General features: G+C 60.3%; 9 protein-coding genes and 3 tRNA genes. 5 read left to right on the top strand and 7 right to left on the bottom strand.

What is annotated here, in order from left to right:
- Window positions 1–195: 195 nt before the first annotated feature.
- Window positions 196–1,008, bottom strand: a complete 813-nt coding sequence (locus AAA021_RS03035; RefSeq protein ID WP_349087909.1) for a transposase — start codon at window positions 1,006–1,008, stop codon at window positions 196–198.
- 403 nt (window positions 1,009–1,411) lie between these two features.
- Here AAA021_RS03035 and AAA021_RS03030 point away from each other — a divergent pair, with 403 nt between their 5' ends.
- The 3 genes from AAA021_RS03030 (at window position 1,412) to AAA021_RS03020 (ending at window position 4,952) form a co-directional block, all read left to right on the top strand.
- Window positions 1,412–2,146: a nitrogen-fixing protein NifU gene (locus tag AAA021_RS03030; RefSeq protein ID WP_006235554.1), complete on the top strand. Its 735-nt coding sequence runs from the start codon at window positions 1,412–1,414 to the stop codon at window positions 2,144–2,146.
- Between the two features lie 18 nt (window positions 2,147–2,164).
- Complete coding sequence (locus AAA021_RS03025) at window positions 2,165–3,169, top strand: GGGtGRT protein (protein ID WP_349087908.1); 1,005 nt, start codon at window positions 2,165–2,167, stop codon at window positions 3,167–3,169.
- A gap of 256 nt (window positions 3,170–3,425) precedes the next feature.
- Window positions 3,426–4,952: an FAD-binding protein gene (locus AAA021_RS03020; protein WP_349087906.1), complete on the top strand. Its 1,527-nt coding sequence runs from the start codon at window positions 3,426–3,428 to the stop codon at window positions 4,950–4,952.
- 214 nt (window positions 4,953–5,166) lie between these two features.
- Here AAA021_RS03020 and AAA021_RS03015 read toward each other — a convergent pair.
- From AAA021_RS03015 to AAA021_RS03005, 3 genes are all read right to left on the bottom strand, one after another.
- Window positions 5,167–5,242: transfer RNA gene (locus tag AAA021_RS03015), tRNA-Lys, on the bottom strand.
- 43 nt (window positions 5,243–5,285) lie between these two features.
- Window positions 5,286–5,361: transfer RNA gene (locus AAA021_RS03010), tRNA-Lys, on the bottom strand.
- Window positions 5,362–5,383: 22 nt separating this feature from the next.
- Window positions 5,384–5,460 (bottom strand) — tRNA-His (locus tag AAA021_RS03005).
- A gap of 166 nt (window positions 5,461–5,626) precedes the next feature.
- On the opposite strand from AAA021_RS03005, the gene AAA021_RS03000 reads away from it, so the two are divergent.
- Together AAA021_RS03000 and AAA021_RS02995 are read left to right on the top strand one after the other, a co-directional pair.
- Window positions 5,627–6,808, top strand: a complete 1,182-nt coding sequence (locus AAA021_RS03000; RefSeq protein ID WP_349087905.1) for an aminotransferase class I/II-fold pyridoxal phosphate-dependent enzyme — start codon at window positions 5,627–5,629, stop codon at window positions 6,806–6,808.
- Window positions 6,809–6,948: 140 nt separating this feature from the next.
- Entirely contained in the window at window positions 6,949–7,911 is a 963-nt protein-coding gene (locus tag AAA021_RS02995) for an ROK family protein (protein ID WP_349087904.1), read from the top strand.
- A gap of 42 nt (window positions 7,912–7,953) precedes the next feature.
- Here the strand turns inward: AAA021_RS02995 and AAA021_RS02990 are convergent, their stop codons facing one another.
- The 3 genes from AAA021_RS02990 to rho all read right to left on the bottom strand — a co-directional run bounded on the left by AAA021_RS02990 (window position 7,954) and on the right by rho (window position 12,678).
- Window positions 7,954–8,403, bottom strand: coding sequence for a VanZ family protein (locus tag AAA021_RS02990; protein ID WP_349087903.1), 450 nt, complete (start codon window positions 8,401–8,403; stop codon window positions 7,954–7,956).
- Window positions 8,404–8,410: 7 nt separating this feature from the next.
- The gene (locus AAA021_RS02985) at window positions 8,411–9,811 is read right to left on the bottom strand and encodes a hypothetical protein (protein ID WP_349087902.1); all 1,401 of its coding nucleotides are present in this window, start codon (window positions 9,809–9,811) and stop codon (window positions 8,411–8,413) included.
- Window positions 9,812–10,122: 311 nt separating this feature from the next.
- On the bottom strand, window positions 10,123–12,678 hold the full coding sequence (gene rho, locus AAA021_RS02980) for a transcription termination factor Rho (RefSeq protein WP_349087901.1): 2,556 nt from the start codon (window positions 12,676–12,678) through the stop codon (window positions 10,123–10,125).
- Window positions 12,679–13,132 lie beyond the last annotated feature (454 nt).

Genomic DNA, 13,132 nt, shown 5'->3' with positions numbered 1-13,132 from the left:
ACAGCACCACGATGCTGAAAACTCCGTTTTTTGCACGGCGCAGACGGGGGTAGGCACGGGCAAACCCGGACTGAGCCGTTATTTTATGCAAGATGGCGATTGTTCTATGCATATTAAGAAGTGCAGTTACCTCACCAAGCTTTTGAACGCTGGTTGCGGCGTATGGACGACCCCAGCTGCGGTGAAAAGGCGACCTTACATCACGTTTCCGCCAGCCCGCATCGCCGTTCGCGCGCGGGCGCGCACGATACGAGAGACGGTACTTTTGCCAATCCCGGTATACCGCTCAATCTGGCGCACCGTAAAGCCGGCATTGTTCAATCCAACAATAACAGTATCGCGCTGCGCCGGCGGTGCAGTTTTAACCCCGTTGAGCGGAACCCCGAGACTCTTCGCCAACTTGCCGGCAAAGGCATTGCGTTCCCACTCTGTCTCTTTCATATCGCACAGCGCTGGCTTGCTGCCGTCGGGCGTCGAAAGCGAATAGGCAATAAAGCCCTCGGCAGAACCAAAAAGCTCAAGCACGCAAGAAGGATCAGAAAATCCCCTCGCGACATCAGCCGCGTCACCGTCGTAAGCGCACAAATGCTCCGCAAAGCTACTCCAGGGATAACGCTCGATTAGGCTAACGCCCGCCTCCTGCGGATCGCCGTGTACGGAGCGAATAGCCTCCATCACCTGCCAGTCGGTATCGAGCGAGCGCCGGTCAAAACGGTTCTGGAACAGATGGCCTGTGCGCCTCGTGCGTTTATTGAACCGCCGCGCGTACGTCAAAAGCAGCCGGTGCATCGCCGCGCTCATCCTGTCCTCGTAATCTGCAAGCACCAAATGCACGTGATTGCCCATAAGGCACCAAGCGATAACCGTCACACCCTCCTCGCGGCAGCACTCGCGCATCAGCTCCAAAAACTCCCACCGGTCCTCATCGCCCTCAAAGATGAGCTGCTTGCCCGTACCGCGGGCACAGACATGGTAAAAGCCGGTAACCGTTCTCCAAACGCGCTGCATGGCGCTCCCTTCGCCGGGATCTGTTTGCCATCCAATACAGCACGATTGAAGCGTGCCATCAAAACATTCACGCAAAACAATACACTCGCGCGGCCAAAGGCAGTAATCAGGCAGCGAACGGCATCGTTGCAACAGGTCAACCCCCGCAATGCTTACAAGAGCTGACCAATAGCTTGCCCAAGACGGACCCCCTCTACGGAAGTTCACGACCACAGAACATAGAGTTAAACCGTTTCAATTAAAACTTCCGGACTTCTCGCTACGAAAACTGAGCCGTTCGCCGAATATTCCGTGCATTTCGCGGTATTATAGGGGCTGCATGTCATGTCCCTTTCGAAGGGTCGCCCGGCAATCGCCAGCCACGGCCCCCAGACGGGACGCCAACACGATAGAGAGGAGAGGCATGCAGTACTCACAGGAAGTGGAGAACATGTGCCCCGTTGCCAAGGGTGCATACCACGGCCCCGCACCCATCCCCGAGGAGGGCAAGTGGGTCCAGGCTAAGGAGATTTCCGACATCTCCGGTCTTACGCACGGTGTGGGTTGGTGCGCACCTCAGCAGGGCGCCTGCAAGCTCACGCTGAACGTCAAGGACGGCATCATCGAGGAGGCCCTCGTTGAGACCATCGGCTGCTCGGGCATGACCCACTCTGCCGCCATGGCTTCCGAGATCCTTCCCGGTAAGACCATCCTCGAGGCCCTCAACACCGACCTCGTCTGCGACGCCATCAACGTTGCTATGCGCGAGATCTTCCTGCAGATCGTTTACGGCCGCAGCCAGACCGCGTTCTCCGAGGGCGGCCTGCCCGTGGGCGCCTCCCTCGACGACCTCGGCAAGGGCCTTCGCTCTCAGGTCGGCACCATGTTCGGCACCAAGGCCAAGGGCGCTCGTTACCTCGAGCTCGCTCAGGGCTACGTCACCCGCATGGCTCTCAACGACAAGAACGAGATCATCGCATTCGAGTTCCTGAACCTCGGCAAGTTCACCGACGCCGTCAAGGCCGGCAAGACCCCCGAGGAGGCCATCGCTGGCGCTATGGGCCACTATGGTCAGTGGGAGAACGCTGCCAAGTACATCGACCCGCGCACCGACGAGGAGACTCACTCCGTCGCCAGCGTGTTTCCGGTTCACGAGTAGAAAGGGAGGGAAATAACTATGACTGTTACGTTCGAAGGTTACGAGCGCCGCGCTGACAAGATCAACAAGTGCCTCGCCGACAACGGCATCGCCTCCCTCGAGGAAGCTCTGCAGATCTGCACCGACAAGGGCTTCAACCCGCGTGAGATCGTCAACAACACCCAGTCCATCGCCTTCCAGAACGCTGAGTGGGCCTACACCCTCGGCTGCGCTCTCGCTGTCAAGCGCGAGGCCAAGACCGCTTCTGAGGCTGCCGCCATCATCGGCGAGGGCATCCAGGCCTTCACCGTTCCCGGCTCCGTCGCCGAGGACCGCAAGGTCGGTCTGGGCCACGGCAACCTGGGCGCCATGCTGCTCTCCGACGACACCGAGTGCTTCGCCTTCCTGGCCGGCCACGAGTCCTTCGCTGCCGCTGAGGGTGCTATCGGCCTGGCTCTGAACGCCAACAAGGCTCGCAAGAAGCCGCTGCGCGTCATCCTCAACGGTCTGGGCAAGGACGCTGCTCAGATCATCGCCCGCATCAACGGCTTCACCTATGTGAAGACCCAGTTCGACTACTACACGGGCGAGCTCAAGGTCGTCGAGACCATCCCCTACTCCGATGGTCCCCGCGCTGCCGTTAACTGCTACGGCTCCGACGACGTCCGCGAGGGCGTTGCCATCATGTGGCACGAGAACGTCGACATCTCGATCACCGGTAACTCCACCAACCCCACGCGCTTCCAGCACCCCGTCGCTGGCACCTACAAGAAGGAGCGCCTCGAGGCTGGCAAGAAGTACTTCTCCGTCGCTTCTGGTGGCGGCACTGGCCGTACCCTGCACCCGGACAACATGGGCGCCGGCCCTGCCTCTTACGGCATGACCGACACCATGGGCCGTATGCACTCCGACGCCCAGTTCGCCGGTTCTTCCTCCGTGCCTGCGCACGTCGACATGATGGGTCTCATCGGCATGGGCAACAACCCCATGGTCGGTGCCACCGTCGCCTGCGCTGTCGCCGTCGAGGAGGCCCTCAAGGCCTAATCGCGCCCGCGCGATGCTCATATAGTTGAGCTTTGGAGCCGCTACCTTTCGAGGTAGCGGCTCTTTTTGTTTGCGCTGGCGCAGGGTAGCTAATGCCGGTATATCAGCTGGGGCGAAATACGAGATGTGAAGAGATGGAGCGTCAGAGCGTCCATGACGCCCACCTGCCATATTTACCCTTTACCGATTTGCCGGGTCTTTGCGGCCCCATTGCCGATCACCCGTGCGACAATGCGCCGGACGAGAAAGGAATCCGATGGAATCGACTGATGTACTGGTAATTGGATCTGGCATTGCGGGCCTTTGTGCCGCCATCGAAGCGGCACGCACGGACGCAACCGTCGCTGTGGCAAGCGCCGGCAAGACTATGAGTGGATCGAGCTTCTTCCCCGGAACCTGGGGCCTGGGGCTTATCGGACCCGTTAACCAAGACGACGAACAAGACCTCATCGACACCATCCAGACCGTCGGTGGCGGCGTCGCCGACCCCGAGCTTGTCCAGACGTTTGTCCACGGCATTCCCCAGGCAATTGAATGGCTCGAGCAAGACCTGGGCGTTGAGCTCCAGCGTCCGCAAAGCGCTGAGAGCGCTCAGCAAAAGCAGTTTATCCCCTGCTTTGACCACAAGACGCGCATGTGGCGCGGCCTCACCCGCAAGCCGCTTGAGGACGCTCTGACGACCCGGATCGAGTCGCTCGGTATTCGCCTGCTCCCCCGCCATGAGCTTATCGACCTTGTTGAGGACACGAACGGCAGAATCATCGGAACCGTGCTCTACGACCTCACCGAAGATCGAATCGTGCCCTTTGCTGCCAAGGCCACGATCATCGCAGCCGGTGGCACAGGCGGCCTGTTCGAGCGCAGCCTTACGTCGGCTGATGTGCTCAGCTCCTCGCAGGCCATCGCACTGGCGCACGGCGCATCGCTTACCAATATAGAGTTCATGCAAATGATGCCCGGCTTCATCGAGCCCAAGCGCAACCTGGTCTTCAACGAGAAAACCTGGCGCTATGTCAAGTTCGACCAGCCGGCAGATATTGCCGATGACAAGCTAGACGACCTGCTCGAGCAACGCTCTGGATATGGTCCCTTCACGTCACGCTTAGCCTCCCGGGCTATCGATCTCGTCATCGATCAGGCTGGTGCCGAAGGCCTGGCACTCCACTACGACTTCCCCCGCGAGGATGTCCCAGAGTTTGTGCAGACCTTTGCCACCTGGCTGCAAGACGAGCACGGCATCGCCCCGACTGACGAGATGCGCGTTGCGATGTATGCCCACGCCGCTAACGGAGGCATCAAGATCGATAAGACCGCGCACACGGGCGTTGAGGGCCTCTACGCTTGCGGCGAGGCGACAGGCGGCATGCACGGCGCCGACCGCATTGGTGGCTTGTCAAGCGCCAACGGCATCGTATTCGGACGCATCGCGGGCGCATCGGCAGCCCTTGCAGCGCAGAAAGAGCCTGAGGCGGCCCTGAAGGCGGATATCACCCTCCCCCAGTACGGCATTGCCACAACAGACGCCGAACACCTGACACGCAGCCTTAAACACACGATGAGCACCTATTGCATGATCAACCGCACCGAGACGGGCCTATCCGAGGCACTACACGAGCTTGAGGGCTTGAAGACAGAGGCAACGACCTTGAGCACACAGAAAGCCCAGGACAGCGAAGTCGCAGCCCTCGCCCGCCTGCAATCGCAGATTCAACTAGCACAGGAAATGGTCAAAGCCATGCGTAAGCGAACCGAAAGTCTCGGATCGCACTATCGAGCAGACTAAATCGATTCTCACTTTGAGTTTGATCACAACTTCTCAACATGCATCGAGCCCCGTGAGCATAATTCTCATAAGGAGAGCACGTTTATGGGGCTTTAGCCGTGTTTCCCTAAGGGAATCACGGTGCAGATTACTCAGCTCCGCGCCCTTTCGGGTTCGACCCCATGCAAGGTCAACAAAAAAACGACCAGCCGAAGCCAGTCGCTTTACAATGCTTTGGTGGGCCGTCAGGGGGTCGAACCCTGGACCTTGGGATTAAGAGTCCCCTGCTCTACCAACTGAGCTAACGACCCAAAGCTAAAGTCCGTTGTGACGGACTTTAGAGGAGATATCGTGTGGTGGGCCGTCAGGGGGTCGAACCCTGGACCTTGGGATTAAGAGTCCCCTGCTCTACCAACTGAGCTAACGACCCGATATCAACACGAAGCAAGAACTGGGGTGGGTAAAGGGACTCGAACCCTCGACCTACGGGACCACAACCCGTCGCTCTAGCCAACTGAGCTACACCCACCGTGTCCTGTGCGCTTCGCGCTCGACTATTATTGCAAGGAACGCCACGCGATGCAAGCCCCAATTTTCAAGAATTTTGAAAAGAGTTTTTCGAGACCATTTCGAGCAAATCCCACCGGTTTCATAGGAGTAAACTTGCCCCACTGCAAATCCTCGAAAGGACCGTCATGAAAGAACTCTCCAACCGCACGGCAAGATTTACCGATTCGGTCATCCGCCGCATGACACGCATCTCCAATAAGTACGGCGCTGTCAATCTCTCGCAGGGCTTCCCTGACTTCGATCCCCCGGCGCAGCTGCTCAACAGCCTGAGCACCATCGCCGCCGATCCCAAGCCGCTCTATCACCAGTACTCCATCACCTGGGGCTCCCAGGCCATGCGCGAGGCGCTCGCCGCCAAACAGGAGCACTTTATGGGCATGCCGGTGAACCCCAACGAGAATATCGTAGTCACCTGCGGCTCTACCGAGGCCATGATGGCCGCCATGATGACGGTCACCAACCCCGGCGACAAGGTCGTCATCTTCTCGCCGTTCTACGAGAACTACGGCGCCGACACGATCCTTTCGGGTGCCGAGCCCATCTACGTGCCGCTCAACCCGCCCACATTCGACTTTGACCGCGAGACACTCGAGGCGGCCTTCCGCGACAACGACCCCAAGGCCATCGTCCTGTGCAACCCTTCCAACCCCTGCGGCAAGGTCTTTACACGCGATGAGCTCACCTTTATCGCCGACCTCTGCAAAAAGTACGACACCTACTGCATCACCGACGAGGTCTACGAGCACATCGTCTACGCGCCCCACGAGCACGTCTATATGGCCACGCTGCCCGGCATGTTTGAGCGCACCATCAGCTGCAGCTCGCTGTCCAAGACCTACTCCATCACCGGCTGGCGTCTGGGCTACACTATCGCCCCTGCCGAAATCACCGAGCGCATCAAAAAGGTCCACGACTTCCTCACCGTGGGCGCCGCCGCTCCCCTGCAGGAAGCCGTCGTCACCGCCCTCAATTTCGACGACAGCTATTACGATGAGGTCCTCGACCTCTATACCGCCAAACGCGACCTGTTCTGTCAGGGACTCGACAGCATCGGTCTTGAGCATAACGTGCCGCAGGGCGCCTACTACGTCATGATGGACATCTCTGAGTTTGGCTATGACAGCGACCTCGAGTTCTGTGAAGACCTCGCGTCTAAAGTGGGTGTGGGCGCCGTGCCCGGCTCGAGCTTCTTCCGCGAGCCCGTCAACCATCTGATTCGTTTCCACTTTGCCAAGCGAGACGAGACGCTTAACGCGGCGCTGGAGAACCTCAAGTCGCTACGTGATAAAATCAAGCCGCGCGGGTAAGGACGGCCCGGCAACTAAAGCAACCAAAGAAGCCTCGCACCGCCCGCTGCGTTGCGAGGCTTCTTTCTATAGCGCTTTCTTAAATGGTTAGAGCTCTATACTTTAGTCACGGAGCAACTCGTCCCAGAGAGAGGAATACTATGGCAGAGCAGCAGCTTATCGGAGCGCTCGAGGCCGGTGGCACCAAGATGGTCTGCGCCACGGGCTATGCGGACGGTACGGTCCTAGAGCGCGAGCAGATCGCGACCACGACCCCGCAGGAGACCGTTGAGGCCGTCAACGCATGGTTTGCCGACAAGGGCATCTCCGCGCTGGGCATCGGCGCATTTGGCCCCACCGCAGTCAACCCCGCTTCGCCCCAATACGGCAAGATCTTGGAGACGCCCAAAACGGCATGGCGCTACTTTGACCTGCTGGGCACTATCCAAAACGAGCTCAATATCCCCTGCGGCTACGATACCGACGTCAACGTCGCCTGCCTGGGCGAGGTCACCTTTGGTTGCGCCAAGGGCCTCACCGACGTGGTCTACCTGACCATCGGTACCGGCGTGGGCGCCGGCGTGCTCTCGGGTGGTAAGCTCGTGCACGGCATGATGCATCCCGAGGCCGGCCACATCCTGGTCACGCGCGACCCGCGCGACACCATTGGCGAGCACAGCGCCTGCCCCTTCCACGACAACTGCCTAGAGGGCCTCATCGCCGGCCCCGGCGTTAAAAAGCGCTGGGATGGCAAGAGCGCCGGAGACATGGCCGATGACCCGGAGGCCATGGACCTGCTCGCCGGCTATCTGGCACAGGCACTCATGACCTACACGCTGTGCTACGCGCCGCAAAAGATTATCATCGGCGGCGGCGTGGCCGACCACACCCCCATCGTGCCGCTCGCACGCAAGAAGTGCGCCGAGATGCTCAACGGCTATATCGTCACGCCCGAGGTCAACGACATCGATAACTACATCGTCAACAACAGCCTCGAGGGCAAGCAGGGCATCATGGGCTGCCTGGCCCTGGGCGCACAGGCGCTTCAGCAGCAGACGCACCCACAGGGCGTGGCGCGCTCGGCAAATCCAACCTACGGAACGACGCCACCACGCCCCATATAAGCCCTCAAATAAAAAAGGCCGCCTAGGACCAAACAATACGTCCTAGGCGGCTTTTTTTTCGTACATCAGCGACCGTAAGAGATATCGGAGCACAACGCCCGTTGCCGCTCCACAGCAGTCGATCATCACATCGGTGATCATGCCGGCGCGTCCCGGCACAAAGAGCTGAATCGTCTCGTCGATGGAGGGAATCAGCAGCAGGAACACCGCCGTGGGCAGCAGCACGTCAAAGGTGCGCCGGCCCTCAAAATCAAAGGCGTGCGTTGCCAGAATGCCAAGCACCATATACTCGGTAAAATGTGCACACTTGCGAACAACAAAGTTGGTCACCCATTCATATGGAAGTCCCACGCCGTGCAGGAAACCGCGGATAGTTTCCATGACCGTTAGGCTCAGCGAGCCCGACCCCGAGCCGGGAACCAGCGAATTGCCCCAGATCAAGAGCGCCATCAGGCAGGTTACAACCGCCCATTTTCGATTGATCTTAACCATGCAGAAGTTATGCCTCCGCGCGGAGCGGCGCGAAGCTGGCGGTACCGCCCTCGATTACGCTCAGATAGGCACGACCCGTACGCTTGGCGGTAGAGGACTGCAGGCGCTCGATCTCTTCCTCGAGGATCTGATTGACGCGCTCGTGACGACGATTTTCCATAATGCCGGCGGCAATAGCCTCGGCTCGCTCGATGCTCTCGCGCGAGATACGGGCGGTATCCTCGGGGAACACAGCGCTGTGACGGCCGACATAGGCGGGGGCAGCAGGCTGAGGGGCAGCGACGGGAGTGGGGACTGCAACAGGAGCAGGCTCGTCAATCTCATCCAGAATCGCGGTGGCGGCGGCCCACATGTCCTCGTGGCCCGAGTAATCGGCCATGGGAACATCAACCTCGAGCGAGGCGTCCGGAAGGTCGCCGGTGTCGATGCGATCTTGGGCATCAATCGATGCGGTGATGGCTGCAGGCTCATCGAGGTCATCGAGATCGATGTCCACGGCACCGGAGATGATAGGCATGCTGGCGAGGTTTGCATTGTACGGCGCAGCCTCAGCCGCCTGCTGCTGGGCAGGAGCGCCCCAAAGCGAGCTTTCGGCGGCACGGCGGGCGGCAACGGCCTCCTCGTCCGCAGTCATGGCTTCATCAACGTACGAATTGTCGGCAGAAGCGTTCGCGTCCGCCGAGGTAGCGTTGTAGGCGTTATTGGCTGCCGCGTTGGCAACGAGTGCCACGAAAGCCGCCGTGCTGCCCGCAGGGGCGGCCTGGGAACCAGACACGGCGCGTGCCGCGGCGGCGATGTCGTCGCGATTGAAGGAGCCGGTCTGCCCGCCGTTGGTGAGCTCGTCGATGGCGACTTGATAGACGTCGCGCGAGTGTGCAGGGTCGCAGCTCACCGGCGAATCGTCGTCGAGCATACTGTCGATCATGGACCAAGCCTCGGCCTCGTCCATAGCATCTGCGGCTCGAGCGATGGTAGGAACACCATCATCGGCATGACGGCGCTGGAACGCACCGGTCAGGCCGGAAAGGAATGCCGAGGTAGACTGCTCCGACTGAGTCTGAGAAGCAGAAGCCGCAGTGTAAGGAGTCGCATCCTGCTGCTGGGCTGGAATCGAGGCGGTCTTGAACTCGCTTTGATGTTGATTGAGATTGGCGGCACCGCCCATGGCATCGGGCTGGAACAGACGCTCTTCACGCTGCGCACGGTACTCGGAGATACCCAGCGAAGCGGCATAGATACCCACGCCCGCCACCGCGCCCACGGCGAAGGGAACCGCACCCGCCACGACCGTCTCATTCACCGACGAAAACGGCAGCGTCGCGGCATACATAACCACGGGAGCGGCAAGGCCGATCCCGCACGAAAGTCCGGCAAGGACTGCTCGTTGTGTTGCATCAGAAGAAGCCATGAGCTCTCCCCATCTTCCAGCACCCAAATCGCATCATTCAGTTGGCTGCGCGAGAGAAGATGAAGCGGGGCTATGCCCCAAAGCAACGGTATATGGTTCGTTTCATCTGCGTTTTCCGTCGCGAAGCTTAAAAGCTATTATGCGAAACCGCCCAGTCTATTGCAAGCGACGATGTCGGATTGAAACGGGAAACCTGCTGCTTGCCAGTCTTATGGTCAAAAAAGCGCGGAGCGGCTATATAGAAAAGGGCCGAGGCTCAAAGCCCCGACCCTTTATTGCATTGATGACTATCGCTGCGTGTAGATGACAACCTAGAACGTCTGCTCGTAGTCGCTGTGTTTTTTGGCCGAACGCACCAGGAACTCCTGGTTGGTGTTGGTGCCCTTAAGACCCTTGATAAACGACGCAGCTGCGCGCTCGGTGTTGTTCATGCCGGCAAGAATGCGACGCAGGCCAAAGACAAACGGACGCATCTGCTCGTCAACCAACAGGTCCTCGTTACGCGTACCGGAGGCAACGGGGTCGATAGCCGGGAAGATGCGGCGGTCGGCCAGGTCGCGGTCGAGCTTGAGCTCCATGTTGCCGGTGCCCTTGAACTCCTCAAAGATGACCTCGTCCATCTTGGAGCCGGTGTCGATGAGGGCAGAGGCCAGGATGGTGAGCGAGCCACCGTTCTCGATATTGCGGGCTGCGCCCAGGAAGCGCTTGGGCGGATACAGTGCCGCCGAATCGACGCCGCCTGAAAGGATGCGGCCTGAGGCGGGCGCCGCCAAGTTGTAGGCGCGGGCAAGACGCGTGATGGAGTCGAGCACCACCACGACATCGCCGCCCAGCTCCACGATGCGCTTGGCGCGCTCGATGACGAGCTCTGCCACACGAGTGTGGTTGTCGGCGGGCATATCGAAGGTCGACGCCACAACCTCGCCCTTGATGGAACGCCGCATATCGGTAACCTCTTCGGGGCGCTCGTCGACGAGCAGGCAGATGAGGTGCACCTCGGGGTTGTTAATCGAGATAGACTGGCAGATCTTCTTGAGGATTGTGGTCTTGCCGGCCTTGGGCGGGGACACGATCAAGCCACGCTGACCCTTGCCGATCGGCGACACGATGTCGATGGCGCGACCGGTAATGGAGTCCTTGCCATGCTCCATGCGCAGCGGCTCGTTGGGATAGACCGGGGTGAGGTCACCGAACTTGGGGCGGTTGCGAATCTGCTCGGGGTCTAGACCGTTGACGGTCGTGATTTTGGCGAGGCCGGCGCGCTTGTCGCCGCCGCGCGAAGGACGAAGCGAGCCCTCGATGACGTCGCCCGTGCGCAGACGCGCGGAGCGGATGAGGTAGGCGGGCACGAAGGCGTCGTCGTTGGACTTCATGTAGCCATGGGCATGGATGATACCGGAGCTGTCCGGACGAATCTGCAGGATGCCCTTGATGTCGCGGAAGCCCTCGGCCTTCGCGGCGGTGACGTAGATCTCCTCGACGAGCTCGGCTTTCTTCTTGCCGGTCGTCTCAATCTCGAACTCCTTGGCCTTCTCGCGCAGCTCGGCGACCTTCATGGCCGCGAGCTCCTCGCGCGAAAGCGTGGGCTCGGTGGGAGCGGCATTACGCTCCTTGTTGCGCTGCTTGCGATCGCGCTGGCGGTTGCGGCGGTCGTTGTTGCGCTCGTCCTTGCGCTCGTTGCGCTCGTCGTTGCGCTTGTGCTGGCGACGGTTGGGGCGAGCGCCGTCTTCGGCCTCGGCGGGCGCGGCGCCATCGGTTGCGGCGGCATCGGCGTTAGCCGCAGTATCATCGCTGGCCTCGGCCTTGGAATCGCCCTGCAGCTCGGCCTCGGCCCGCTGCTCGGACGCCTTGGCCTTAGCGGACTTCTTACGACCGCGCTTGGGCTTCTCGGACGCAGACTGTTCGACGTCTTGGGGCTCGGCGGCATCAGTCGATGCATCGGCGGTCGTCTCGGCGGAATCCTCGGACGCACCCTTCTTGGCAGTCTTGGCCTTGGACGTGCGCTTAGCAGCAGTACGATGGCTGCGACCAGGACGGACGTCGGCGGGCTCGACATCGGCGGGAGCGGCCTCGGAAGTCGTAGCATCCTGGACGGGTGCATCGGCAGCGGTTGCAGACTCGGCGGTCGCCGCAGCATCCCGAGCGGCTGCAGCTGCGGCTGCGGCCTTCTCTGCCTCGACGAAGGCCTTGGGCTTGCGACCGCGACGGTGCGGGCGCAAAGCCGGATCGACAACGGGAACTTCGCTGGCCTCGACAGGCGCAGCGGACTCAGCAGGCGATGCGCCCTCCCCTGCCGCGGAACGAACCGAAGCCTCGGTGAGCTCGAGGGTTACCTGATCGGCAACCTGCTCGGCCTTAGCAGCCGTGCGACGGCGTGTGCGCGGTGCCGGCTTCTCGGTCGGCTGGTCGGCGGCAGGTGTCTCGGGCGCAGACGGAGCTGCAAGCTCGGTCAGAGCCGCGGCCTCGCGCTCGGCAGCACGACGGCGGGCGCGCACCACCTGAGCCTCGCTAATCTGCGCCAACGCACGCGCCTGCGCGACCTCATCGGAAATCGGCTCCGAGGAGTCAGCTGCAACGGTGCGCTTGACGCGCGTCGTGCGCGTGGTACGGCGCTTGGGCTTGGTGACCTCCTCGCCGTCAGCAGCAGACTTGGCCGTGCGGCGCGTACGCTTGGGCTTTGCCGGAGCAGCCTCCTCACCAGTTGCAGGCACGGCCTTCTCAGCCGCTGAAGGCGTAGGCGTCGAAGCAGCCTTGGGCGTCTCAGGAGCCGAGGCTTGCGCGGGCGCCGCGACCTGGTCCAACGCAACCGGTGCAGCGAGAGCGGCTTGCGTCGTCGTTATTTCGTTTTCTTGCTGTTGATCAGACACAGTGTTTGCTCAACTTTCTTTTCAAGCCCTGTGATCACATGCTCCCTGCATAAACCTTCAGGGCGGCTAAACAGTCTAGCTCCGTCAAATACCGACGGACATCATTGATCTGTATCGAGATATTTGCGTCATATACGCAGCGTTAGTGTAACACAACCGCAACCACCTGCAACTTAGTCATTGAAGACGTTCTTAAACGACTAGTCAAAAGGGACAATCTTTGGTTTAACACCCACAAATCTGACTGCCTCCGCCAAAACTGTGGCGGTTTACTACGATGAATCGCTCAACCGCGATCACTCCGAAACTTGTTGAACTAAAACCGCAGGTAGATGCCTTGCACTTTTTTGCGAAAAGCCGGCGTAGTTGGAATTTCTCATTTCATCGTAGTAAACCGGCATAGTTTCGTATTTCCAGCAGTTCCAAATTCGTCAATACGTCGGCGTTTGCAAAA

The organism is Collinsella sp. CLA-JM-H32, assembly GCF_040098165.1.
In the GTDB taxonomy this organism is placed as follows: domain Bacteria; phylum Actinomycetota; class Coriobacteriia; order Coriobacteriales; family Coriobacteriaceae; genus Collinsella.
The sequence above is the reverse complement of the archived record's forward strand: the minus strand, read 5'-3'. Positions and strand labels throughout refer to the sequence as shown.